This is a genomic window from Streptomyces ossamyceticus, assembly GCF_001418475.1.
GTDB classification, from domain to species: Bacteria; Actinomycetota; Actinomycetes; order Streptomycetales; family Streptomycetaceae; genus Streptomyces; species Streptomyces ossamyceticus.
In genome coordinates, this window is record NZ_LIQX01000178.1 from 1 (window position 1) to 23,351 (window position 23,351).

Here is a 23,351-nt window from a genome sequence, read left to right on the forward strand (position 1 = left end):
GGTCGCCGAAGCGCCGGAAGACGGTGCCCTTGCCGACCTGCGCGGCGGTCGCCACGGCCTCCATCGTCAGGTTGCCCGCTCCGCACTCCCCGGCCAGACGGGCGGCGACCTCCAGCAGCCGGGCACGGTTGCGTGCGGCGTCGGCCCGCAGTCGCGGCTGGTCACCGGCGGGCGGAACGAAGTCGATCAGATCGTCGAGAGGGTCGCTTTCCGAGGGCCTGACCAAGGGCGGCAGCGGCTCGTTCATGAAAAGAGCGTAACGCTCACCACAGAGAAGTGGACCGCGGTCCGGATAGGTGCTACAAATTTCAACGGACCCCGGTCCGTTTGAACCCCGGTTCCGGCCTTCTGCTTCCACCCTTGCTAGGAGTCAGCTCATGTCCGTACGCATCCTCGCGCTCGTCGGCAGCCTTCGCGCCGGTTCGCACAACCGTCAGCTCGCCGAGGCGGCCGTGAAGCACGCCCCCGAAGGCGTCGAGATCGAGCTGTACGAGGGCCTGGCCGACGTCCCGTTCTACAACGAGGACATCGACACCGAGGAGGCCCTCCCGGCCACCGCCGCGCGTCTGCGTGAGGCGGCCGGCCAGGCGGACGGCTTCCTGCTCTTCTCCCCCGAGTACAACGGCACCATCCCGGCCGTCCTGAAGAACGCCATCGACTGGCTGTCCCGCCCGTACGGCGCCGGTTCCTTCACGGGCAAGCCGGTCGCCGTGGTCGGCACCGCCTTCGGCCAGTTCGGCGGCGTGTGGGCGCAGGACGAGACCCGCAAGGCCGTGGGCATCGCCGGTGCCACGGTCCTGGAGGACGCCAAGCTCTCCATCCCCGGCTCGGTCGTCCGCTTCGCCGAGACCCACCCGGCCGACGACGCCGAGGTGGTCACCGGCCTCACCGCCGTCATCGAGCAGCTCACCGCCCAGGCGGGCGCCGCGGCCGCCTGAGTCGCACACGGCCGTACACCGCCGGGTTCCGGGCCGCGAGGTCCGGGGCCCGGCGCCGCCGTTCCCGGACCGGGGCCGGTCACCGGATACGCGCCCACCGGCGATGCCCAGTCCCCCAGGACGACCACGGCACCGGCCGGGCGAGCCCAGCGCTCCCCCGGAGACCGCGCCGCCGGTCAGGCGATACCCAGCCCCTCCAGGACGACCGCGTCGGGCAGTTCGGCGAACGCCTTGCCCGGCACCAGTAGCTTGCCGCGCCGCCGGCCGCTGCCGACCAGGACGTACGGCAGGTCGACCACGGCGGAGTCCACCAGCACCGGCCACCCCGCCGGCAGCCCGACGGGCGTGATGCCGCCGTACTCCATGCCCGTCTCCCCGGTGGCCGTGTCCATCGACGCGAAGGACGCCTTGCGGGCGCCCAGTTGCCGCCGGACCGCACCGTTGACGTCGACACGGGTCGTGGACAGCACCACGCAGGCCGCGAGGCTCGACTCGCCGCCCCGCTTGCCCGCGACGACCACGCAGTTCGCGGACCGCTCCAGCAGATCCCGCCCGTAGTGCTCGACGAACACGGCGGTGTCGGCCCACCGCGGGTCCGTCTCCACGTACAGCAACTGTTCGGCGGGCACGGCGCCGCCCCAGTGGCGTACGGCGTCGGCGACCGGCCCGACGAGCCGGTCGAGGCATGCGGGGGCGGGGGTGGCGTGGTCGAAGTCTCCGATGGGTGCGCGCATGACCGGCACGCTAACAAAGCACCGGTGAGGCGAGTCGACGTCTCAGTGGACGGGCGGCACCGAAACCGTCAGCACCATCTCGGTCGGGACGTCACCGTCGTTGGCGTACCGGTGCGTGGTGTTGGCCTCGAAGGTGACGCTGGAGCCGGCCGGGACGCGGTACTCCGCGCCCTCGACGGTGAGCGTCAGCTCGCCGGCGGTGACATGGGCGATCTCGACGGTGCCGGTCGGGTGCGGATCCGATCCGCTGCCCTCGCCCGGCATCAGCCGCCAGTCCCACATCTCCAGCGGACCGGGTGCCTCCGTACCGGCGAGGAGCCTGCTGTAGCTGCCCGCGTCGGTGTGCCACAGACGGACCACCTGCTCGGCCGGGACGACGCGGACCCTGGGGCCCTGCTCGTAGTCGAGCAGGGTGGTGATGCTGATGCCGAGGGCGTCGCCGATCTTGACGACGGTGCCGATGCTGGGGTTGGTGCGGGCCTGCTCGATCTGGATGAGCATGCCGCGGCTGACTCCGGCACGGGCGGCGAGGGCGTCCAGGGTGAAGCCGCGTTCCGTGCGCCAGCGTTTGACGTTCCGCGCCAGGGACTGGGTCAGCAGGTCGAGGTCCGACACATTCCGTCCAATATTTTGAATGACAGAGTTCAGCTTAATAAACTACGGTGAAGTGCACTCTTCGTTCACCGAACTGTACTGCGAGGCTGCCCGATGACCGCACTCTTCGCCTTGGCCACCAGCCTGCTGTGGGGCCTGGCCGACTTCGGCGGCGGGCTGTTGAGCAGGCGCGTCCCGGCGCTCACCGTGGTCGTCGTCTCCCAGACGATCGCAGCCGTCGTGCTGGGCGCGATGGTCGTCGCGACCGGCGGCTGGAGCGAGGCCGGCCCCCGGCTGTGGTTCGCCGTGGCCGCCGGCGTGGTGGGCCCGGTCGCCATGCTCGCCTTCTACAAGGCGCTCGCCCTCGGCCCCATGGGCGTCGTCTCCCCGCTCGGCTCGCTGAGCGTGGCCGTCCCGGTGGGCATCGGGCTCTTCCTCGGCGAGCGCCCCGGCCTGCCGCAGATCGCCGGGATCCTGGTGGCGGTCGCCGGGGTCGTGCTCGCGGGCGGCCCGCAGATCAAGGGCGCCCCCGTCCAGCGGCAGACCATCCTCCTCACCCTGGTCGCGGCCTTCGGCTTCGGCGCGGTGATGGCCCTGATCGCGGAGGCGTCGACGACGCTCACCGGCCTGTTCCTGGCCCTGTTCGTCCAGAGGGTCACGAACGCCGCCACGGGCGGCGCCGCCCTCTACGTCTCGGTGCGGCGTGGCACCCCGGCCCTCCCGCCCGAGGGCTTCCCGTACGGCTCGCTCCCGGCGTTCGCCTTCGTCGGCCTCGCGGACGTGGCCGCCAACGGCACCTACTCCCTGGCCGCCCAGCACGGCCCGGTGACCGTCGCCGCCGTCCTCGCCTCGCTGTACCCCGTGATCACCGCGCTGGCCGCCCGCTTCACGCTCGGCGAACGCCTGCGCCCCATCCAGGCGGCCGGCGCGGGCCTGGCCCTGGCAGGCACCCTCCTCCTGGCAACAGGCTGAGCACCCACCACCGGCCCACACCACCGCCGCTCCAGGGGCGCGGGGAACCGCGCGACAAGCCGCAACAACCCGCAGCCGCCAACGCACCGCGGCCACCCGAGCTGTCAGGCGGTCTCTCCCGCGCCCTCCGTCTCCGCCTCCCACTCGGCCAACGCCAGCAACTGCTCCGGCGTGACCCCGTCAGGAATCGGCACGGGCGCGGGCGTCCGGATCGGCGGCTGCCAGCCCTCCACCGGGTCCCACCGCCGCACGACCTTCGCGGGCGCCCCCGCCACCACCGAGCGGTCCGGAACCTCGCCCCGGACGACCGCTCCGGCGGCCACCACCACGTTGCGCCCTATCCGCGCCCCCGGCAGGATCACCGCGCCGGTGCCGATCCAGCAGCCGGGCCCGATCGACACGGGGTCCATCCGCGGCCACTGCCTGCCGATCGGCTCGTGCGGGTCGTCGTACGAGTGGTTCGTGGACGTCACATACACATACGGCCCGAAGTAGCAGTCGCTGCCGATGGTCACGCTGGTGTCGGCGATGACATGGCTGCCCCGGCCGAGGACGACGCCGTCACCGATGCGCAGGATCGGCTCCGCGCCGAGATCGAGGTCGGGCATCAGCCCGGCGGTCAGCGTGACCTGTTCGCCGATGATGCAGTGGGAGCCCAGGTGGATCCACGGCTCGCCGAAGACCGTGCCGAGCGGGAAGGCCAGTCTGGTACCGGTTCCCATCGCGCCGAACCGGAAGCGTCCGGGGTGCTCGGCCGTCACCGCCCCCGTGCGCTGCACCCACTCCCAGCCCGCGTGGACGGCGCGCTGTACCGCGCGACGCCGCCATGACGAGAACGTGTTCCTGCTTCTGGGCACCCGCTCACCGTACTCACCGGTCGGCTTCCGGACCGTGTCGCTCGACTGTGATCTTCACCCCACGCGACGCCGTGCCCATGGCTTACGGTGCGGAGGGAGACTGATCCATCACCAGGAGGCGGCAATGAATCGGCAGCGGGCCCTGATCACGGTGTTCGGCGGCAAGAAGCCGGACGTGGAGGACGCCGCGTTCGTCTCCCCCACGTCGGCGGTGATCGGCGACGTCACGCTGGGCGCCGGGTCCAGCGTCTGGTACGGCGCGGTGCTGCGGGCCGAGTTCGAACCGATCGTGGTGGGGGCCGGGAGCAATGTGCAGGACAACTGCACGCTCCATGTCGACCCCGGTTTCCCGGTCTCGATCGGCGAGCGCGTCTCGATCGGGCACAACGCCGTCGTGCACGGGGCGACCATCGAGGACGACTGCCTGATCGGGATGGGCGCCACCGTGCTGAACGGCGCGGTGATCGGAGCGGGCTCCCTCGTCGCGGCGCAGGCGCTGGTACCGCAGGGGATGCGGGTGCCGCCCGGTTCGCTGGTGGCGGGCGTGCCGGCGAAGGTCAAGCGCCCCCTCACCGAGGAGGAGCGCGAGGGCGTCACGCTGAACGGCACGCACTACACCGAGTTGGCGAAGGCCCACCGGGCCGCGCAGGAGGAGTACGGCGCCTGAGACGGCAGAAGGGCCGCGCCACCGGTCGGCGGCGCGGCCCCTGTCTGTCGGCACGGCCCGCGTGTCTGCCCGTGCCCTGCCCCTGCTCGCTCGGGCTTGGGGCCTCAGTCCGCGGCGGGGACCAGTTCCGTCTCGCCGGCCTCGGCCTTCTCCGCCGCCTTCTTCGCCTTGCGCTTGATCACCAGCATCGACGTCACCCCGATCAGCACGGCCAGCACCAGGCCCAGCCACGAGAAGCGCTTGAGCCAGGCCTCGGCCACCACGCCGACGTAGTAGATGACGGCGGTGGTGCCACCGGCCCAGAGGATGCCGCCGAGGACGTTGGCGGTGAGGAAGCGCCAGTACGGCATCTGCAGGACACCGGCGAGGGGGCCTGCGAAGATCCGCAGCAGGGCGATGAAGCGGCCGAAGAAGACCGCCCACATGCCCCAGCGGTCGAAGGACCGCTCGGCGACCGCGATATTGCTCTCGCTGAAGTGCTTGGGGAATCTCCGGCTGAGCTTGGCCAGCAGCGGACGCCCGCCCTTGCGGCCGATGGCGTAGCCGATCGAGTCGCCGATGATCGCGCCGGCCGTGGCACAGGCGCCGAGGATGACCGGGTTGATCTCGCCGTGCTGGGACGCGAGCAGCGCGGAGGAGACCAGGATGATCTCGCCCGGCAGGGGGATGCCCAGGCTCTCCAGACCGATGACCAGCCCCACCAGCAGATAGATGCTGAGCGGTGGCACCGTTTCGAGCCACTCCTGGACGTGCAAAGCCGCTTCCTCCCATGCGTCCGGTTCTCGGACCCGCGGCGCGCGCTCGTGGTGGAGCACGCGCCGGGGCAGCCTACCTGCTTACTGTGACGGCGGCGGAGCCCGGCAGGTTGTCCCACAGATCGCACGCGTGCTCCGCGCGCACGGTCCGGCTGAGCCCGTTTCCGCCCTGTGCGGCGGCCCTGAGGGTCAGCACCCGGTCGCCTCCGGCCGGGACGGCGGGCTGACCGGCGGCCCTCGGCACCCCGTCGCGGATGAAGGAACCCCAGTAGTCGGTCATCTGGCGTGCCAGGGCCCGCTGCCCGGCGTCCAGCGGGCTGTCCAGACCGAAGTGCCGGAAGAGGTACTGCACCTCGTTGACGTGGGTCGCGCCGAAGTCGAAGTCGGTGCCCAGGTTGCGCAGTGAGGCGAAGGGCGGGGAGGTCCGGTCGGCGAACTCGTACGCGTACACCGGTCCGCGCCCGGCGAGGACCTCGTTCAGTCGCAGCGCGGGGCAGGCGAAGCCCTGGTCGCCCTGGGCGGTGCCGTACGCGATGGTCGGCGAGGGGTGGTCCGTGAGCGGGTAGCGGGCGAGGACCCGGTCGCCGTAGGCGGTCCGCATGACGGACGGGTACTGCTCCGCGGTGAGCGGGGTGCCGGCCGCGTCGAAGCGGGCGAAGGCGAAGAGGCGGCCCTCGTCCTGGTTGGCGCCGTTGAGGACGGGCACCCGGGCGGCCGCCCCCTTCCGGAACGCCTCGAAGGGCTGGACGGGCAGGAAGGCGCCGCCCGTGACGGGACCCCAGTTCAGGCCGGACTGGGCGGCGAGGATCTCGGCGGCGGTCTTCCCGCGCAGGCACGCCGTGTCGGCGCAGCCGAGTCGCGTCATGAAGGTCCTGCCCTGGGCGACCGCCGACTCGTGCGTGCGGGCCGAGCAGTCGCCGTACGCGCCGCTCTGCACGATGCCCGCGCGGAACAGGCCGCGCGAGGTGGGTGAGGCCAGCTGGGTGCAGACGGAGCGGCCGCCCGCGGACTCGCCCGCGATGGTGACGCGGTCCGGATCGCCGCCGAAGCGGCCGATGTTGGCCCGCACCCAGCGCAGCGCGGCCTGCTGGTCGAGCATGCCGAAGTTGCCGGAGACGCCGCCGCTCGCCTCTTTGTCGAGGGCGTCGGTGGCGAGGAACCCCATGGCGCCGAGGCGGTAGTTGACGGTCACGACGACCGTGCCGGTACGCCGTGCGAAGGCGTCCGGTACGACGTCCTCTCCGGCGCCGGCGGTCAGGCCGCCGCCGTGCAGCCAGACCATGACCGGGCGGCGGGTGGTGCCCTGCGGTGTGTGGACGTTGAGGGCCAGGCAGTCCTCGGTGTGGCTGGGCCGCTCGTAGCCGGGGTCCCAACTGGCCGTCTGGGCGCATCTGTTGGCGAACGCGCCGGCCTCGCGCACCCCCTGCCAGGGGGGCACCGGCCGGGGCTCGGTCCAGCGGAGGTCGCCGACGGGCTGCCGGGCGTAGGGGATGCCGAGGAACTGCCGCCCCTCGGCCGTGGTCTGCCCGCGCACCCAGCCGGCGTCGGTGCGGACGACGGTCGGTTCCGAGGGGGGCGCGGCCTGGGCCGGGGCGGGTGCCAGGAGGGTGGCGGCGAGAGCGGTCGCTCCCACCGCCAGGCGCCATAAGCGGGCGGAACTCCGGGACACGGTGTCGTGCATGAGCCTCACTCCTTCGTGCAGGCGTCGTGGTGGACCACGGGTGCGCGTGTCGGCGGGGAACCTAGGGCCGCGAGTGACTCGTGTCAATGAGCTGCGCGAAGGAGCCCTCGCCGGTCGGCCGGGACGGCGGACGGCGAGGGTGACGGGAGTGGACCGGGTCAGCCGTTGGGGCGCAGGGTCCAGACGACGGTCATCTCGCCGGTGACGGCGCCGTCCGCGCGTCGGATGGCGACGGAGACGGGGAACTCGGGGCGCTCCCCGGCGTCGAGCTCGGCGACGACCTCGGCAGCGGGACGGCCGAGGGTGGCGGTGGCCGTGACCTCGCCCATGGCGAGCTTCCTGTACGCGATCTCGGCGCTGACCGCGAGGGGCACGGCGCGCGAGAGCTGGTCACCGAAGGCGGCGAGGACGATCGCCCCGCTCGCCGACTCGCCCAGCGTGAACATCGCGCCGGCGTGCGGCCCCCCGACGTGGTTGTGGAAGTCGCTCCGGTCCGGCAGCGCCACCACGGCCTTCTCCGGCGTGGTCTCCAGGAACTCCAGGTTCAGCGTCCTGGCCATCGGCACCGTGGCGGCGAGCATCTCGCCGATCGACATCTGGTCTGCGCTCATGCCGCGATGTTACCCGCGGGTAGGAACCTCTGACCAGGGGTGCCGCGGTGTGGTCAGCGCAACAGAATCCGACCCCGCCCCGATCCCTCACCAACTCTCCACCTGACCAGTACATGCCTGGGGGCGCACGGTGACGGAACCGTGGCACGGGCTCACTACTGTTGCCGGACATGTGGCCAGGACAGCAGCAGCCGCCCGGGGGCGAGCAGAATCCGCAGCAGAACCCGTACCAGCAGCCGGGGTACCAGCAGCCGAATCCCTATCAGCAGCCCGGCCATCAGCAGCCGGCCGCGCCGGGACCGTACGGGCAGCAGTGGGGCACGCCGGCGCCGTCGGGCGCGCCGGTGCCGCCCGGCAGGAGCGGCGACCGGACCAAGCTCATCGCCGTCGTGACGGCCGCGGCCGTGGTCGTGGCCGCCGGGGTGACCGGGTTCCTCGTCCTCGGCGGCGACAAGGACGAGGAGGCGAAGGGCGGCGGCAAGGGCGGGAAGGCCTCGGCGAGCGCCTCCCAGGACCCGAGCCCCTCCGCATCGGCCGACGACGGCCGCGGCGCGGACGGTCCCGAGCCGACCGTCGAGGGCTGGAAGGTCGTCGTCAACCCCAAGTGGGGCACGGCCTTCGACGTCCCGGCGGACTGGGAGGTCGCGTCGCCGACCACCGTCACCGGCTTCGAGGACGCCAAGGGCGAGGCCGGGGACCCGCCCCTCATCACCATGTCGGCACCGGCGTTCCTCAAGTCCGAGTGGTGCACCTCGGACGACGACAAGGACGGCCGCGAGGACCACACCGAGCTCGCCGGCGCGGGCACCAAGGGCGCGAACGGCGCCAAGGACACCGACGAGGTCGCCCTCAACCAGGTGCCCTGGTACGTGTACGGCGGCTACACGCAGCCCGACCGCAAGAGCCTCACCGTCGACAAGAAGGCGCAGCCCTATACGACGGCCTCCGGGGTGGAGGGGAGTGTCGCCTGGGCCCGCTCCAAGGACACGCCGCAGAAGGGCAAGTGCGCGAGCGACGGCAAGGCCGTGACTTTCGGGTTCAAGAACTCCGCGGGTGACTACGTGGCGTGGAGCCTGTTCGGTGCCACCGGTGTCGACGACGAACTCCCGGACGCGACCATCGAGAAGATCCTGCGCACCGTCCGGCTGTACGGCGAACCGACGGGCGGCTGACGACCGTGGGGCGGGGGCTCCGTGGCACCCTCGCCTCCGGCACATCTATGGTTACGAGCCATGTGGCCAGGACAGCAGCAGCCGCCCGGGGGCGAGCAGAACCCGCAGCAACCGAACCCGTACCAGCAGCCCGGGTACGGCCAGCCGGGACAGACGGGACAACAACAGCCCGTGTACCAGCAGCCCGGGTACGAGCAGCCGAACCCGTACCAGCAGCCCGGGTACCAGTCGACGGGTCAGCAACCGCAGTACGGGCAGCAGCCCCCGTGGGGTGCACCGTCCCCGGTGGGCGCGCCGGTACCGCCGGGCGGAGGCGGCGGCAACCGGACCAAGCTCATCGCGATCGTGGCGGCCACGGCGGTCGTCGTCGCCGCCGGTGTGACCGGATTCCTGGTCCTCGGCGGTGACGAGGACGGCAAGACCGAGGCGAAGGACGACCCCAAGCCGTCGGTCTCGCCCACGCCGACCGCCTCGGAGAGCCAGGACAACCCACGCGGTGAGGACGCCGGCGCGCAGCCGACCGTCGAGGGCTGGAAGGTCGTCGTCAACCCGAAGTGGGGCACGGCCTTCGACGTGCCCCCGGACTGGGACGTCAAGACGCCCGGCACCTTCATCGGCTTCGACGACAATTCGAAGGACGACACCTCCGTCATCATCGGCATGTCGGCGCCCGCCATCCTCAAGGAGAAGTGGTGTGTCGCCGACGCCAACAAGGACGGCTACAAGGAGGAGACGTCCCTCGCCGCCGTCGGCACCAAGGGGCAGCAGGGCGCGAAGGACACCGACGACATCGCCCGCAACGACTCGGCGTGGTGGGTCTTCGGCGGCTACACCGACCAGAAGGACTCCTCGAAGAAGCTGATGAAGGTCGGCAAGCCGGAGCCGTACACGACGGCGTCGGGTGTCGAGGGCAGTGTCGCGACCACCTCCTCGACCGGTGTCCCCAAGAAGGGCAAGTGCGACACCGACGGCAAGGCGACCACGTTCGCCTTCAAGAACTCCAAGGACGACTACGTCTCCTGGACATTCCACGGTGCCAAGGGCGTCGACGACGAGGTGCCGGACGCGACGGTGCAGAAGATCCTCAGCACGGTACGGCTGTACGGCGAGCCCACGGGCGGCTGAGCGCGACACCGGGTACGGGGGCGGCGGCTGCGCGCGGCACGGCCGCCGCGGTTCGGCGCCGCCCGGTGGCGACCGGCGCGTCCGCCCGGCGCGATGAGCACCGCCCGGTCGGCGGCGGCGCCGACGCTGGCGGCGCGGCGCGGCCGCCCTCCGCGCGTGCCGCCGACGCACCCGCGCCTTAGCCCCGGCCGCCTGCGCGCCGCTGCCCGCGGGGCGGCGCCGACATCGGCGGCGGGCTCGTGCGCCCCGCCCGGCTACCGGCCCCCCGAGGCGGCCGAGCCACCCCCCTGCCGGTGGCCTGATCTGGCCATACGCCATGCGGAAACGGTTTGGCAAGCAATGCCGGGGGCGGCGATAGTCGGCCGGTGACCACTCCCGCCGCCTTCCGCCGCCGGCCCGCCTGGGCGGGCCGCAACTACACGATGCTGACGGCCGCCGCGGTCGTCACCAACCTGGGCAGCCACGGCGCCCTCATCGCGGCCGCCTTCGCGGTCCTGGAGTCGGGCGGCGACGGCGGGGACGTGGGTCTGGTCGCGGCGGCGCGCACCCTGCCGCTGGTGCTGTTCCTGCTGATCGGCGGCGCGGTCGCGGACCGGCTGCCGCGGCACCGGGTGATGGTCGCCGCGAACGCCCTCAACTGTGTGTCCCAGGCCGTGTTCGCGGTGCTGGTGCTCACCGGGGAGGCGCGGCTGTGGCAGATGATGATGCTGTCCGCCCTCGGCGGCACCGGCCAGGCGTTCTTCAACCCGGCGGCCGAGGGCATGCTGCTGTCGTCGGTCACCGCCGAGCAGGCCGGGCGGGCCTTCGCGCTGTTCCGGTTCGCCTCGCAGGGCGCGACCATGACCGGCGCGGCCGTCGGGGGCGCGCTCGTCGCGGTGATCGGCCCCGGCTGGGTGCTCGCCGTCGACGCGGCCGCGTTCGCGATCGCCGGGGCCATGCGCGCCTTCCTCGACGTGAGTCACATACCGGACCGCGAGCCGGGCCACGGCATGCTCGCCGATCTCCGCGACGGCTGGCGGGAGTTCGTCGGCCGGCCCTGGCTGTGGGCGATCGTCGTACAGTTCTCCCTCGTCAACGCGGTCATCGTCGCCGCCGACGCGGTCTACGGCCCCCAGGTGGCCCGTGACCATCTGGGCGGTGCGGGCCCCTGGGGGCTGGCGCTGGCGCTGTTCGGGGCCGGCAACGCCGTCGGGGCGCTGCTGATGACCCGTTGGAAACCGCGCCGGCTGCTCCTCGTGGGTGTGCTGTGCGTCTTCCCGTTCGCCCTGCCGTCCGCGGCGCTCGCCGTGCCCGCGCCGGTCGTCGTGCTGTGCGTGACGATGTTCGTCGCCGGCATGTCGATCGAGGTGTTCGGCGTCTCCTGGATGACGGCGCTGCACCAGGAGATCCCCGAGGAGAAGCTGTCGCGCGTCTCTGCGTACGACTGGTTCGGCTCGGTCTCGATGGTGCCGCTGGCCGCCGCGCTGGCGGGGCCCGCGGAAAGCGCGTTCGGCCGTCCGGCGGCTCTGTGGGGCTGCGCCGGGCTGTGCGTCGCGGCCACGGCGGCGGTGCTGTGCATCCGGGACGTGCGGACGCTGACCCTGCGCAGCGCCCAGCCCGTCGCCAAGGGCGAGCCGGGCACCGAGCCCGGCTCAGCCGATGCCGAAGGCGCCGTCGGGCGGCTCGGGTGACGGCACCGCGTCCTCCTCGCCGACGGGCGCGGCACCACCGATGAAGGCGCGCAGCGCCGCCCCGTGTTCCACCCGCGCGGGGAAGGTGTCACCGGCGGTGCGCCGGGCGAGGGCGGCGACGTCGAGGGGCCGGTGGGAGGCGAGCAGCACGGCGTTGCCGAACCTCCGGCCGCGCAGCACCCCGGGTTCGGCGATCAGTACCAGCTCCTCGAACACGGTGCCCAGCGTCGCCAGTTGGGACCGCAGGAAGGCGAAGGGCGCGGCGTCGGCGAGGTTCGCGAGGTAGACGCCGTCCGCCCGCAGGACCCGTGCGGCGGCCCGCGCGTACCCCTCGGTCGTCAGATGCGCGGGCACGCGCGAGCCGCCGAAGACGTCCGCGACGACGACGTCGGCGGAGCCCGTGGGAGCGCCTTCGAGCCATTTCCTCGCGTCGGCGCCGTGCAGCGTGATCCCGGCGTCCACCGGCAGTGGCAGCTGCTCCACGACGAGGTCCAGCAGCCCCCGGTCGTACTCGACGACGTCCTGCCGGGACCCCGGGCGGGTGGCGGCCACATAGCGGGGCAGGGTGAGCGCGCCCCCGCCGAGGTGCAGCACGTCGAGCGGCCGCCCGGGCTCCGCCACCGTGTCCAGCGCGTGCCCGAGTCGCCGCGCGTACTCGAACTCCAGGTGCGTGGGCTCGTCCAGGTCGACGTACGACTGCGGGGCCCCGTCGACCGTCAGCAGCCAGGCCCGCTCCCGGTCGACGTCGGGCATGAGCTTGGCGGTGCCCCGGTCGATGGCACGGGAGACGGGTATGGCTTCGTTCACGGAAACCATTCTGCCGGGCGCGGAGCCGGTCGAACGACCGTAGGAGCGCCGCCGGAAGGGGGTGTGGGGAACCACGCGACCGGCCGGACGGCCCGCGGTCCCCCACGCTCCTTGCCCCGACTAGCGGACGGCCGTGACGGTCCCCGCCCCCACGGTGCGGCCGCCCTCACGGATCGCGAACCCGAGACCGGGCTCCAACGGAACCTCCCGTCCCAGCTCCACGCTCATCGTGACCCGGTCGCCCGGCCGGGCGACGGCCGCCTCCCCGAGGTCGACGTCACCGACCACGTCCGCGGTGCGGATGTAGAACTGCGGCCGGTACCCGCTGGACACCGGCGTCGTACGGCCCCCCTCCTTCGCCGACAGCACATACACCTGCGCGGTGAAGTGCCGACTCGGCACGACGCTTGCCGGCGCGGCCACCACGTGTCCGCGCCGGACGGTGTCCCGCGCCACCCCGCGCAGCAGCAGCGCCACGTTGTCCCCGGCCTGCGCCTCCTCCATCGGCTTGCCGAAGGTCTCCAGACCGGTGACGACCGTCTCGACGTCCGCGCCGAGCACCTCGACCCGGTCGCCGACCCGGACGGTGCCCCGCTCGACGGCACCGGTGACGACGGTCCCCCGCCCGGTGATCGTCAGGACGTTCTCCACGGACAGCAGGAACGGCGCGTCCAGATACCTCTCGGGCATCGGGACATAGGTGTCCACCGCGTCCAGCAGCGCCTCGACGGACGCCGTCCAGCGCGGGTCCCCTTCGAGGGCCTTCAGCCCGGAGACCCGTACGACGGGGACGGAGTCGCCGCCGTAGCCGTGCGCGGTGAGCAATTCGCGCACCTCCAGCTCGACGAGGTCCGTCAGTTCCTCGTCACCCGCGTCGGCCTTGTTGAGCGCCACCACGATGTGGTCGACGCCCACCTGCCGGGCGAGCAGGACGTGCTCGGCGGTCTGGGGCATGATCCCGTCGAGCGCGGAGACGACGAGGATCGCCCCGTCGAGCTGCGCGGCGCCGGTGACCATGTTCTTGACGTAGTCGGCGTGGCCGGGCATGTCGACGTGCGCGTAGTGCCGGGTGTCGGTCTCGTACTCGACGTGCGCGATGTTGATGGTGATGCCGCGCGCCGCCTCCTCGGGGGCGCGGTCGATACGGTCGAACGGCACGAACGTGCCGGACCCGCGCTCGGCGAGGACCTTGGTGATGGCGGCGGTCAGGGTGGTCTTGCCGTGGTCGACGTGGCCCATCGTGCCGATGTTGAGGTGCGGTTTCGTGCGGACGTAAGCGGTCTTGGACATGGCGATACCTCGAAGCCTCTTCAGCGGTACTGAGTGATGGCCCCGGCGCCGTGAGGGCGTGGCCGGGACGGGGACCCCGAGAATGCGCCGACCCTCCCCCTGCGGGGTCCGCCGGAATCTCCGGGAAGGGTCAGCTTCGGGCGCCGTCTGCGGCGGCCATGACGATCAGAAGGGCAGCCTTCGGCGCATCCGCGTCTACCGCGGACGCTGCGAGAACGAAGGCGTACCGGAACATGGGTCGATCCTCGCCGACGCGTCCGCCCGCGTCGAATGGTTTTCCGGGAGGGCGAGTTCGGGGACCGGGCGAGAGAGATGCTTCAGCCGAAGAGAGATGCTTCACAGGTCGGGGGCCGGCTGAACGCGGGCCGGGCGGTGCGCGTGCTCCCGAAGACGCAGGCCGCGCGGTGCACGGTCCCCGGCCGGGTGCCGGATGGCGGATGCCCGAGGGGGCTGTCGTTCCGGTTCCTGTGACCGCGGTGAGACGTTCCGTAGGGCATACACACACATCGGTCGGTTACCGTCGACGAATGCTCGATGCCACCACCCGCTCTGGGGGCACCGCCTCGGTCCTTCCCCGGACCGCCGCCACGGAGCTCGCCGTCGCCGCTCCCGCAGCCGTCCCCGCCGTCTCGCCGGACGGCGCCGCCCGCTGGGGCAGAGCGCTGCTCTCGCCGTGGGCGCGGTTCTCGCTGCTGCTGGCGCTGCTCGCCGGCGCCGTGGTGACCGTGCTTCTGTTCGAGCCGCAGCGGCTGCTGGCCGACGGCTGGCCGCCCCAGCTGAGCGGCGGCACCGCGGCCGTGGTGTTCGCGGTGGCGTACGGGCTGTGCACGGTGGCGTTCGTGCCCCGGCCGATCCTCAACATCGCGGCGGGTGCCCTTTTCGGCTCGCAGCTGGGGCTGGCCTCCGCGCTCGCGGGAACGGTCCTCGGGGCGGGGATCGCGTTCGCGCTGGGCCGGATGCTCGGGCAGGACGCGTTGCGGCCGCTGCTGCGGCACCGCTGGCTGAAGTCGGCGGACGGTCAGCTCAGCCGTCACGGGTTCCGTTCGATGCTGGCGGCCCGCCTCTTCCCCGGGGTGCCGTTCTGGGCGGCGAACTACTGCGCCTCCGTCTCCCGCATGGGCTATCTGCCGTTCCTGCTGGCCACGGCCCTCGGCTCCGTCCCCAACACCGCCGCCTACGCCGTCGCGGGCGCCCGCGCCTCGGCCCCGACCTCCCCGGCCTTCCTGCTCGCGATGGCGTGCATCGCGCTCCCGGCCCTGCTGGGCGCGGCCGTGGCCTGGCGCAAGCGCCACCACCTGCGGGCCCGCTGACACCGCCGGACCGCCGGACGGTACGAGCCCGAGAGGGCCGTCCCTCGGCTTCCGCGCCTATCGGAAGCCGAGGTCGGGGTCGATGTCGGCCCACTCCGCGCTCGCGGCCCACAGGGCGGCGGCGACCTCCGCATCGGTCATGTGCGAGGGCACGGGCTCACGCCGTGGTGTGCCCCGCAGGCCGAGGACCCTCGGCCCCCACAACTGCCCTCCCCGTATCTCCGCGTCCAGCACGGCACGGACGACGGGCCACGCCCCGGCGTCCTTGCCCTGCACCAGCAGCCCGGCGGGCAGGGCGCGCAGCCGCTCGCCGGGGGGTGTCACGCGGAGCGGCGGGCGGGACGGGGTGAGGGAGTCCAGCGCGCCGCCGGGGTGGGCCACCACGCTGAGTACCGTGCTGCCGACGGCGCGGAGGTGGCGATCGAGTGCGAAGCCGAAGCACATCTGCGCCAGCTTCGAGCGGCCGTAGGTGCGCTTGGGCCGGTAGTCCCGGGTCGACCGGAGGTCGCCCAGGTCCAGTCGCTCGGATCGTGCGGCGAAGCTTCCCACCGTCACGACGCGGCCCGCCGGTGCCGCGGACAGGAGGGGGGCCAGCCACCGGGTGAGCGCGAAGTGGCCGAGGTGGTTGGTGCCGAACATCAGCTCGTGGCCGTCCACGGTCTCCCGTCGCGGCGGCTCGTCGAGCGCGACCCCCGCGTTGTGCACCACCGCGTCGAGATGCCGGAGGTCCAGCCCGCCCACGGCGGTTTCCAGGGACGACAGGTCGGCGAGGTCCAGTGGGAGGTGCCGCAGCCGCGCGCCGGGGACACGCGTGCGGATCGAGGCCATGGCGGCGTCGGCCTTCGCGGCGTCCCTGCTGCCCAGCACCACCACGGCGCCGGTCGCGGCGAGCTGCTCCGCGACGAAGTAGCCGATCCCGGCGTTGCCTCCGGTGACCAGGACGTTCCTCCCCTCGGCGGACGGCAGCCGGTGAACGTCCCACGGTCGGCTCCGGGAGAGGGATACGGAAGACACGATGACAGCTCCAAGCGCTCGGCGGCGGCGTGCTCATGGGGAGCACCGACCCACCCAAGGTCGCAACCCCCGCCGACACACCGCCGACAGAGCACAACCACCGCCGACAGACCTCCGACACCCCTCCGCACAGCGCCGGTTCCGGCACCGTTCCGAGGAAGGCGAGCTCCGACACCGCCCCAGGGCTGCGGGGGCTGCGAGGACCCGCCTTATTCGGTGGCGCTTTCCCAATCGCCTCGGACAATGCGTTCATGCATATCCGTGCGGTGCGCCAGGACGAACTGCCCCTGCTTCAGGACATCGAGAGGGCCGCCGGGCAGTGCTTCCGGGACATCGGCATGCCGGGGATCGCCGACGACGAACCACTCCCGCTCGGTGAACTCGCCCGTCACCTCCACGCCGGGCTCGCCTGGGTCGCGGCCGACGACGCCGACACCCCGGTCGCCTATCTGATCGCCGACCGTGTCGACGGGAGCCTCCACGTCGAGCAGGTGTCGGTGCACCCGGACAGTGCGCGCCGCCGCGTCGGGCGGTCCCTGCTGGATCATCTGGCCGGTCACGCAACAGCCGAGGGGGCGCCCGCCCTGACGCTGACCACGTTCACCGAAGTCCCGTGGAACGCCCCCTACTACGCACGCTGCGGGTTCCGCCTCCTGGACGACAGTGGGCTCACCCCCGGCCTGCGGGCGATCCGCGCCCGGGAAGCGGCGCACGGCCTGGACCGGTGGCCCCGGGCATGCATGCGCCGGCCGCTGTGACCCCGCCCCTCTGACGCCGCGGCCCGTTCCCGTGCTGGTCTTCGCGGGCCGCGTCAGACCACGGCGAGCCGGTCCACCAGCAGTTCCAGTCTCCCCTCGGCGTACTCCGCCGGCAGGCGTCCCGCCCGGGTCAGGGTCGCCAGTCCGTGCAGGGAGGCCCAGAACACCTCGGTGAAGACGCCCGGGTGGACGCCGTCCCCGGCCACCTCCGCGAGGGTCTCCAGCAGGGCGGTGAAGGCGTCCTTCAGCGGTGCGGGGGTGTCCTCCTGAGCGAACGCCAGACCGCCGTCGAGCTGGAACATGGCGTCGTAGACCGCCGGGTTGCGCTCGGCGAAGTCGAGGTAGGTGCGGGCGAGCACGACGACCCGGGCGCGCGGACCGTCCGCGGCACGGGTCGCGGCCCGCAGCGCCCCGGCCATCTCGGCGGCGCCTTCGAGGGCGACGGCGCCGATGATCTCCCGCTTGCCCCGGAAGTGGCTGTAGAGGACGGGCTGGCTGTACTCGATGCGCTCGGCCAGCCGACGGGTGGTGACCGCGTCCCACCCCTGCTCCTCGGCGAGTTCGCGGGCCGTCGCCACGATCAGACGTTCACGGGCCGCCCGCTCGCGTTCCTTGCGTTCCTGTACCGACATGCCGCGAATTCTAGCATCGCTAGACAATCGAGCAGCGCCAGCATTAGCGTTGCCACATCAGCTAGCAATGCTAGATCGATCTCGGGAGGCAGCTCCATGCTCAACGCGCTTCAGGTCGTCACCCTCGTGTCCGTCGGCGTGATGGTGGGGGTGGAGTTCTCCGTCGCCTTCGTCCTCAACCGGATCCTCGACGCGCTCCCCGGCGACAGCGGCCAGCTCGGCCGTTCCCACGGGGGCCGGATGCTCGGTGCCGTGATGCCGGTCTGGTACATCAGCTCGCTGGCCCTCGTCGGGGTCTGGGCCGCGCTCGGCCGGCACGACCCCGGCACCGGCCTCGTCGTCACGGCCGGCGTGCTGCTGCTCCTCAGCGTGATCATGTCGGTCCTGCTGCTCGTCCCGATCAACAACCGGGGCAAGACCTGGACCCCCGACAGCCGGCCCGCCGACTGGAAGGAGCAGATGAACCGCTGGGAGCGCTACCACTACGGTCGCGTCGCCCTCATCATCGCCGCCTTCGCCCTGCTGGCCGCCGCCCTCGTCTGACCTCGCGGGCGACACGCGGGCGCCGCCGCGGCGGTCACCTGCGAACAGGGGCCTCGCACCCGCGCCCTGAAGGGGCGCGGGGAACTGCGCGACAAGCCCTCACGGCCCGCAGCCGCCAGAACACCGTCGCCCCCGCCCCGAAGGCGAGGCGCCAGGCGCCCCGCCACCCCGGCTCAGTCCCCCTGATAGACGTCCAGCCGCCCGCACATCCCGAACTTCCCGTACGCCGAAGGCTCCCGCGCCCGGACCTCGGCGTCGGCCAGGTAGGTCACGTCCCCGCGCTCCAGCCGGTCCAACTGCTCCCCCGTCGCCTCGGCGGCGGCCCGCGCGCCCCGTACCCAGCGCGCCCGCCACTCGGCGAGCCGGGGCCGGACCAGCGCGGCGGCGGCCCGGTGGAACGCGGCGAGCGGCTCGGGTCCGTCCGCGTCGCGCAGCGCCCGATAGCCCTCCAGGGCGAGGTCGCGGCGGGCACGGGCGACCCGCTCCTGCTCCTCCTCCGGCGCGTCCACCGGGATACGGGTCGCCGCGGCGTACGTCTCCGGGTCGGTCAGGTACCGCGGCGGCAGGGTGAGCACGGCGTCGCCCGCCTCCGGCAGCCCGCTGTTCTGCATCAGGACGGTGATGCGCAGCTCGTCCTCGTTGACCAGCCGGTGGATGGTGCCGGGCGTGAACCAGGCGACCGTCCCCGGCGTCAGGGGCGTGACCTCGTACCCGGAGGCCGTCAGGGTCTGCACGGCGCCGCGTCCGCCGGTGACGACGTACCCCTCCGAGCAGGTCAGGTGCATATGGGGCGTTCCGCCGCACACTCCGTCCGTCGCGGGCCAGTCGTAGACGGACAGGTGCGAGACGGCGACCCCGCCGGGCAGTCCCTCGTAACCGTTCACCACGGGTGCGCCTCCAGGTACTTGGCGATCTCCTCCCGCTCCCAGGCCCCGTCCGCCACGACGACCCGGTAGCGGCGGGTGAGCGTGTCGCCGGGGGCGAGCGCCAGTTCGTCGAAGAACGCCCAGGAGGGGGCGACGGCCGCGAAGGGCTCGTTGCGGACGAACCAGTGGGCGGGGTGGGCGCCCTCGGCGCCCGTGTGGTCGTTCTCGGGGGCATGGACGAAGACGAGCGTGGCGTGCCCGTCGGTGCCGTCGTGCTCGCCCGAGTACGCCAGCCACGGCGCCTGTCCGCCCATCAGCTCCGGCCCCTCGGCGTCGGGGCCGATGATCCGCCCCTCGCGAAAGGCGCGCGGGCCGCGCCAGAACAGGCCGGTGTAGCCGGCCATCTCGCGCCCGGCGGTGGTGGGGCTGCCGAACAGCAGCGGCTCGTCACGGCGGTTGGTGATCGCGCTGGTCCAGGTGAGCGCCCACGACCCCGCCTCGGTGTCGACGTCGTGCACCTCGATCCGGCGCTCCTCGTCGGCCCACAGCTCCCCGCCGTACGGGTGCCAGGTCAGCCGCTCGGCGATCACCACCCGGTCGCCGTCGGAGACGACCTCGTCGAACCCGGCGTGGGCCATCGAGCCGACCCGCTCCGGGATCGGCAGGTACCCCTCGCCGTGGACGTAGGAGTTGCCGCCCCACAGGTTCTGGCCCGACAGGTGCGAGGCCGTCAGCTGGAGGCCCTTGTGCCAGCGGTGGTCGTTGGGGCGGTAGTCGGTGACGACGTCGCCCGCGAGGGTGCGGACCGGGTGCAGATACGGCTTGGGGGCCTCCCAGGCCGCCTCCGGCCGGTACACGTAGCTGAACAGCTCGACGCCGGTGGCCGGCTCGGTGACCGTGATCCGGTCGCCGTGGGCGTGGACGACGCGCAGCCCGTCGTGGAAGGTCATGCGGGGATCTCCTCACTCGTGGCGGGCTCCTGGGCGGGTGCGGGCGCCCAGCCGGGGGCTCCGCCGTGCATGGCCGTGTAGTACGGGTCCCCCGGGCCGATCTCGCCACGCCGTACGGTCGTGTCCGTGAACGCCGACTTGTAGAGCGCGGCGATCAGCTCCAGGCTCGTCCGGCCGTCGGCGCCGCTGCTGCGGGGCCGCTCACCGGCGCGCATGCTCGCCACGAGTTCGCGCAGCTGGGCCAGGTGGGAGCTGGGCACGTCGGCGCCGAAGTCCCGCCAGGCCGCAGCGTCCGCGTCCGGTGTGCCGGGGGCCGGGGTGATCGACCAGTCTGCGTTGGAGTGGCCGTACAGGTGGGTGAGCTCGATCGTGGCGCGCTCGCAGTCGATGCGGATGCGGCTGACCTCGTCGGGGCTGAGGACGCTGTTGACGACGGTGGCCAGGGCGCCGTTCTCGAAGCGTACGAGGGCGGTCGAGACGTCCTCGGTCTCCACGTCGTGGACCAGGCGCCCGGCCATGGCGCGGACCTCGCTCCACGGGCCGAGCAGGTCGAGGAGCAGGTCCATCTGGTGGATGCCGTGGCCCATGGCGGGGCCGCCGCCCTCGGTCGCCCAGCGGCCGCGCCAGGGCACGGCGTAGTAGGCGGTGTTCCGGTACCAGGTGGTCTGGCAGTGCGCGACGAGGGGACGACCGACCGCCTGCTCGGCGATCAGCTTCCGTACGTGTGTGGCGCCCGAGCCGAAGCGGTGCTGGAAGACGATCGAGGCGAAGGGCCCGCCGGTGTCCGCGCCCTCCTCCGCCTCCACGGCGTCGAAGTCGGCGAGCGTCGGCACCGGCGGCTTCTCGCACCACACCCAGGCGCCGGCCCGCAGCGCGGCCACGGTCTGGTCGCGGTGCAGGGTGGGCGGGGTGCACACGCAGACCAGGTCGGGGCGCTGCTCGGCCAGCATGCGGTCCAGATCGGTGTAGCCGTGCGGGATGCCGTGCTCGGCGCAGAACGCGCGTACCGCCTCGGCATCGATGTCGACCGCCGCGACGACCTCGGTCTCGCCCTCCTCGGCGAGGTGCGCGAGCGCGGGCAGGTGGGAGCCGCCGCCGATGGCGCCGATGCCGATGACGGCGGCGCGGACACGGCGGCCCTTCAGGGGGGCCGGTGGCTGGTCCGCAGTCGGGCTCGGATCGTTGCTGGGTGTGGGCATGGACGTGATCAGCACTCCATCGAACGGGACGTCGGACAGTGGCCAACGCCTGGTGGCGAGGGCTCCGGCGGTACGGCGGCCCTCGCAACGGCAAGCGCTTTCTCCAGCCAGCAACGTATGTGCGGACATAGTCACTGGTCAACACCATGGATTCGGCCGTTCCACCCCTCGGTACGCCGGTCCGCACCCCTCCCCCGCACGGCCCTGCCAAACCCCTGTGGCGGCCCCGTCATCCGAGGGCGCTAGGCTGCCCCCGTACCTGTGATCACCCGCCCCGCACGGCCGCCCGGCGGCCGGGTCGGCGGCGTGTCGCCTTTCCCGTCGGCCCCTCACGATCAGCGCTTGGACCACGTAACTTCATGTCTTGGTTTGAATCCCTCATCCTCGGACTCGTCCAGGGGCTGACCGAGTTCCTCCCCATCTCCTCCAGCGCGCACCTGCGCCTGACGGCGGCGTTCTCCGGCTGGGAGGACCCGGGAGCGGCCTTCACGGCGATCACCCAGATCGGCACCGAGGCCGCGGTGCTGATCTACTTCCGCAAGGACATCGTCAACATCATCTCGGCGTGGTCCCGCTCCCTGTTCAACAAGGAGATGCGCGGCGACCGTGACGCCCAGATGGGGTGGCTGGTGATCGTCGGTTCCATCCCGATCGGTGTCCTCGGTGTGACCCTCAAGGACCAGATCGAGGGCCCGTTCCGCGATCTGCGCATCACCGCGACCATGCTGATCGTGATGGGCATCGTCCTGGGCGTCGCGGACCGCCTGGCCGCCCGCGACGAGACGGGCGGCAAGCACCGCGCCATCAAGGAACGCAAGACCCTGGACCAGCTGAGCGTCAAGGACGGCCTGATCTTCGGCCTCTGCCAGGCCATGGCCCTCATCCCGGGCGTCTCCCGCTCCGGCGCCACGATCAGCGGTGGCCTCCTCATGGGCTACAAGCGCGAGGCCGCGGCCCGCTACTCCTTCCTCCTGGCCATCCCCGCCGTGCTGGCCTCCGGCGGCTACGAGCTGAAGGACGCCCTGGAGGGCGGTCATGTCTCCTGGGGCCCGACGATCTTCGCCACGGTGATCGCGTTCGTGGTCGGGTACGCCGTGATCGCGTGGTTCATGAAGTTCATCTCCACCAAGAGCTTCATGCCCTTCGTCTGGTACCGCATCGCTCTGGGCATCGTCATCGTCGTCCTCGTCTCGATGGGCGTACTGAGCCCGCACGCCGGCGAGTCGGCGGGCTGACCGGGAGGCATCCGCGGGCGGCCGGTCACCGGGCCGCCCCGAGCACGTGAGTTGGGGCGTCCGCAGCTGAGCGGACGCCCCAACTCCCTTCAGTGACCAAGCACATACGGGATCCGTAGCCGGGCTGTAGCGCACCGTCAGCTCTTGCGCCTACGCTTGTCCGCATGTCCCCCGATTCCCTTGCCTGTGGTTCCGTGCGGTCCGCTGCCGATGTGAACGACCAGATCCGCGCCCTGTGGCGGCGCGCGGGCGGTTCGCTGTCGGCCCAGGAGCGCGCGGAGTACGAGCTGTTGGTGGTGCAGTGGGCCGCGGCGATACGCGGAGAGGTCATCGAGGCCGCGTGAGAGCACCGGAGCAGCGTGCGGCCGCCTCGGACGGCACCCCCGGAGGGCTGATCATCTTCCTGAACGGCACGTCCAGTTCGGGCAAGTCGAGCATCGCCGTCGAGCTGCTGCGGATCCTGGACGAGCCGTTCTTCCATCTGCCGGTCGACGCGTTCCACGCCATGCGGACACGGCAGGAGATGGAGCCCGAGCGGCTGGCCACCGTGCTCCACCGCACCTGGCGGGGCTACCACCGCGCGATCGCGGGCATGGCCGCCGCGGGCAACAACATCGTGGTCGACCACGTCCTCAGCGAGGAGTGGCGGCTGCGGGACTGCCTCGACCTGTTCCTGCCGCAGGACGTCGTCTTCGTCGGAGTCCACTGCCCCCGCGCCGAACTCGAACGACGGGAGCGCGATCGGGGCGACCGGCCCCCGGGGCTCGCGGCCCGCCAGTTGGCGCAGGTGCACGCCCACGGGATCTACGACATCGAGTGCGACACGTCCCTCGCGGACCCGCAGCTCTGCGCGCGGCACATCAAGGAGTTCCTGCCCCACCGGCCCGCTCCGACCGCCTTCCAGCGGCTGCGCGAGAAGCGGGACCGCCGGTAACGGCCTGCCGCGCCCGTGAGAAGCACGGGGCGCAGCC

Annotated in this window: 26 protein-coding genes; 12 read left to right on the top strand and 14 right to left on the bottom strand. The window is 72.5% G+C overall.

Annotated features, from left to right (window positions below; translation table 11 throughout):
* On the bottom strand, positions 1 to 247 hold a 247-nt coding region (locus AOK15_RS14615), incomplete at its 3' end, for a helix-turn-helix domain-containing protein (RefSeq protein WP_157870252.1).
* A 130-nt stretch (positions 248 to 377) separates the two neighbouring features.
* On the opposite strand from AOK15_RS14615, the gene AOK15_RS14620 reads away from it, so the two are divergent.
* Positions 378 to 938, top strand: a complete 561-nt coding sequence (locus AOK15_RS14620; protein ID WP_055516696.1) for an NAD(P)H-dependent oxidoreductase — start codon at positions 378 to 380, stop codon at positions 936 to 938.
* A 176-nt stretch (positions 939 to 1,114) separates the two neighbouring features.
* Here AOK15_RS14620 and AOK15_RS14625 read toward each other — a convergent pair whose 3' ends face one another.
* Together AOK15_RS14625 and AOK15_RS14630 are read right to left on the bottom strand one after the other, a co-directional pair.
* The gene (locus tag AOK15_RS14625; RefSeq protein WP_055516748.1) at positions 1,115 to 1,672 is read right to left on the bottom strand and encodes a YbaK/EbsC family protein; all 558 of its coding nucleotides are present in this window, start codon (positions 1,670 to 1,672) and stop codon (positions 1,115 to 1,117) included.
* A gap of 42 nt (positions 1,673 to 1,714) precedes the next feature.
* Complete coding sequence (locus AOK15_RS14630; RefSeq protein WP_055516698.1) at positions 1,715 to 2,287, bottom strand: helix-turn-helix domain-containing protein; 573 nt, start codon at positions 2,285 to 2,287, stop codon at positions 1,715 to 1,717.
* Between the two features lie 93 nt (positions 2,288 to 2,380).
* Here AOK15_RS14630 and AOK15_RS14635 point away from each other — a divergent pair, with 93 nt between their 5' ends.
* Positions 2,381 to 3,238, top strand: coding sequence for an EamA family transporter (locus tag AOK15_RS14635; RefSeq protein WP_055516700.1), 858 nt, complete (start codon positions 2,381 to 2,383; stop codon positions 3,236 to 3,238).
* A gap of 104 nt (positions 3,239 to 3,342) precedes the next feature.
* Here AOK15_RS14635 and AOK15_RS48305 read toward each other — a convergent pair whose 3' ends face one another.
* On the bottom strand, positions 3,343 to 4,095 hold the full coding sequence (locus AOK15_RS48305; RefSeq protein ID WP_055516702.1) for an acyltransferase: 753 nt from the start codon (positions 4,093 to 4,095) through the stop codon (positions 3,343 to 3,345).
* 124 nt (positions 4,096 to 4,219) lie between these two features.
* Between AOK15_RS48305 and AOK15_RS14645 the strand changes: the two genes are divergently transcribed.
* On the top strand, positions 4,220 to 4,762 hold the full coding sequence (locus AOK15_RS14645; protein ID WP_055516705.1) for a gamma carbonic anhydrase family protein: 543 nt from the start codon (positions 4,220 to 4,222) through the stop codon (positions 4,760 to 4,762).
* Between the two features lie 104 nt (positions 4,763 to 4,866).
* Here AOK15_RS14645 and AOK15_RS14650 read toward each other — a convergent pair whose 3' ends face one another.
* The 3 genes from AOK15_RS14650 to AOK15_RS14660 all read right to left on the bottom strand — a co-directional run bounded on the left by AOK15_RS14650 (position 4,867) and on the right by AOK15_RS14660 (position 7,794).
* On the bottom strand, positions 4,867 to 5,517 hold the full coding sequence (locus AOK15_RS14650; RefSeq protein ID WP_055516707.1) for a DedA family protein: 651 nt from the start codon (positions 5,515 to 5,517) through the stop codon (positions 4,867 to 4,869).
* Between the two features lie 73 nt (positions 5,518 to 5,590).
* Positions 5,591 to 7,198 carry a carboxylesterase/lipase family protein gene (locus AOK15_RS14655; protein WP_055516709.1) on the bottom strand — a complete coding sequence of 536 codons (1,608 nt, stop codon included), beginning with the start codon at positions 7,196 to 7,198 and terminating at the stop codon, positions 5,591 to 5,593.
* Between the two features lie 158 nt (positions 7,199 to 7,356).
* Entirely contained in the window at positions 7,357 to 7,794 is a 438-nt protein-coding gene (locus AOK15_RS14660; protein WP_055516711.1) for a DUF4442 domain-containing protein, read from the bottom strand.
* Between the two features lie 185 nt (positions 7,795 to 7,979).
* Between AOK15_RS14660 and AOK15_RS14665 the strand changes: the two genes are divergently transcribed.
* The 3 genes from AOK15_RS14665 (at position 7,980) to AOK15_RS14675 (ending at position 11,776) form a co-directional block, all read left to right on the top strand.
* Complete coding sequence (locus AOK15_RS14665; protein ID WP_055516713.1) at positions 7,980 to 8,981, top strand: DUF8017 domain-containing protein; 1,002 nt, start codon at positions 7,980 to 7,982, stop codon at positions 8,979 to 8,981.
* 60 nt (positions 8,982 to 9,041) lie between these two features.
* Complete coding sequence (locus AOK15_RS14670) at positions 9,042 to 10,106, top strand: DUF8017 domain-containing protein (RefSeq protein WP_055516715.1); 1,065 nt, start codon at positions 9,042 to 9,044, stop codon at positions 10,104 to 10,106.
* Between the two features lie 365 nt (positions 10,107 to 10,471).
* On the top strand, positions 10,472 to 11,776 hold the full coding sequence (locus AOK15_RS14675; RefSeq protein ID WP_055516717.1) for an MFS transporter: 1,305 nt from the start codon (positions 10,472 to 10,474) through the stop codon (positions 11,774 to 11,776).
* Here the strand turns inward: AOK15_RS14675 and AOK15_RS14680 are convergent.
* Together AOK15_RS14680 and tuf are read right to left on the bottom strand one after the other, a co-directional pair.
* Entirely contained in the window at positions 11,738 to 12,583 is an 846-nt protein-coding gene (locus tag AOK15_RS14680) for a spermidine synthase (RefSeq protein ID WP_055516750.1), read from the bottom strand. The genes AOK15_RS14675 and AOK15_RS14680 overlap by 39 nt on opposite strands.
* Before the next feature lie 120 nt (positions 12,584 to 12,703).
* Positions 12,704 to 13,873, bottom strand: a complete 1,170-nt coding sequence (gene tuf, locus AOK15_RS14685; protein WP_055516719.1) for an elongation factor Tu — start codon at positions 13,871 to 13,873, stop codon at positions 12,704 to 12,706.
* Between the two features lie 527 nt (positions 13,874 to 14,400).
* On the opposite strand from tuf, the gene AOK15_RS14695 reads away from it, so the two are divergent.
* The gene (locus tag AOK15_RS14695; protein WP_055516723.1) at positions 14,401 to 15,183 is read left to right on the top strand and encodes a TVP38/TMEM64 family protein; all 783 of its coding nucleotides are present in this window, start codon (positions 14,401 to 14,403) and stop codon (positions 15,181 to 15,183) included.
* Between the two features lie 57 nt (positions 15,184 to 15,240).
* On the opposite strand, the gene AOK15_RS14700 is transcribed toward AOK15_RS14695, so the two are convergent.
* A complete protein-coding gene (locus AOK15_RS14700) occupies positions 15,241 to 16,197 on the bottom strand; it encodes an SDR family NAD(P)-dependent oxidoreductase (protein WP_055516726.1) in 957 nt (318 codons plus the stop codon).
* 251 nt (positions 16,198 to 16,448) lie between these two features.
* Between AOK15_RS14700 and AOK15_RS14705 the strand changes: the two genes are divergently transcribed.
* On the top strand, positions 16,449 to 16,955 hold the full coding sequence (locus tag AOK15_RS14705) for a GNAT family N-acetyltransferase (RefSeq protein WP_055516728.1): 507 nt from the start codon (positions 16,449 to 16,451) through the stop codon (positions 16,953 to 16,955).
* 53 nt (positions 16,956 to 17,008) lie between these two features.
* On the opposite strand, the gene AOK15_RS14710 is transcribed toward AOK15_RS14705, so the two are convergent.
* Positions 17,009 to 17,587: a TetR/AcrR family transcriptional regulator gene (locus tag AOK15_RS14710; protein WP_055516731.1), complete on the bottom strand. Its 579-nt coding sequence runs from the start codon at positions 17,585 to 17,587 to the stop codon at positions 17,009 to 17,011.
* Between the two features lie 96 nt (positions 17,588 to 17,683).
* On the opposite strand from AOK15_RS14710, the gene AOK15_RS14715 reads away from it, so the two are divergent.
* The gene (locus AOK15_RS14715) at positions 17,684 to 18,130 is read left to right on the top strand and encodes an anthrone oxygenase family protein (RefSeq protein ID WP_055516734.1); all 447 of its coding nucleotides are present in this window, start codon (positions 17,684 to 17,686) and stop codon (positions 18,128 to 18,130) included.
* Positions 18,131 to 18,303: 173 nt separating this feature from the next.
* Here the strand turns inward: AOK15_RS14715 and AOK15_RS14720 are convergent, their stop codons facing one another.
* From AOK15_RS14720 to AOK15_RS14730, 3 genes are read right to left on the bottom strand one after another with little or no spacing between them, the layout of a single operon-like run.
* Positions 18,304 to 19,014 carry a cupin domain-containing protein gene (locus tag AOK15_RS14720; protein WP_420876905.1) on the bottom strand — a complete coding sequence of 237 codons (711 nt, stop codon included), beginning with the start codon at positions 19,012 to 19,014 and terminating at the stop codon, positions 18,304 to 18,306.
* Positions 19,011 to 19,946 carry a DUF6807 domain-containing protein gene (locus tag AOK15_RS14725; RefSeq protein ID WP_055516740.1) on the bottom strand — a complete coding sequence of 312 codons (936 nt, stop codon included), beginning with the start codon at positions 19,944 to 19,946 and terminating at the stop codon, positions 19,011 to 19,013. Before AOK15_RS14725 ends, AOK15_RS14720 begins: the two co-directional genes overlap by 4 nt.
* Positions 19,943 to 21,145: a Gfo/Idh/MocA family protein gene (locus AOK15_RS14730; RefSeq protein WP_205632136.1), complete on the bottom strand. Its 1,203-nt coding sequence runs from the start codon at positions 21,143 to 21,145 to the stop codon at positions 19,943 to 19,945. The genes AOK15_RS14725 and AOK15_RS14730 overlap by 4 nt, the downstream gene beginning before the upstream one ends.
* 359 nt (positions 21,146 to 21,504) lie before the next feature.
* Between AOK15_RS14730 and AOK15_RS14735 the strand changes: the two genes are divergently transcribed.
* The 3 genes from AOK15_RS14735 (at position 21,505) to AOK15_RS14740 (ending at position 23,314) form a co-directional block, all read left to right on the top strand.
* Positions 21,505 to 22,380: an undecaprenyl-diphosphate phosphatase gene (locus AOK15_RS14735; protein WP_055516744.1), complete on the top strand. Its 876-nt coding sequence runs from the start codon at positions 21,505 to 21,507 to the stop codon at positions 22,378 to 22,380.
* A gap of 164 nt (positions 22,381 to 22,544) precedes the next feature.
* Positions 22,545 to 22,724 carry a hypothetical protein gene (locus tag AOK15_RS42120; RefSeq protein ID WP_079058492.1) on the top strand — a complete coding sequence of 60 codons (180 nt, stop codon included), beginning with the start codon at positions 22,545 to 22,547 and terminating at the stop codon, positions 22,722 to 22,724.
* Positions 22,721 to 23,314, top strand: coding sequence for a chloramphenicol phosphotransferase CPT family protein (locus tag AOK15_RS14740; protein ID WP_055516746.1), 594 nt, complete (start codon positions 22,721 to 22,723; stop codon positions 23,312 to 23,314). Before AOK15_RS42120 ends, AOK15_RS14740 begins: the two co-directional genes overlap by 4 nt.
* The last annotated feature ends 37 nt before the right edge of the window (positions 23,315 to 23,351 follow it).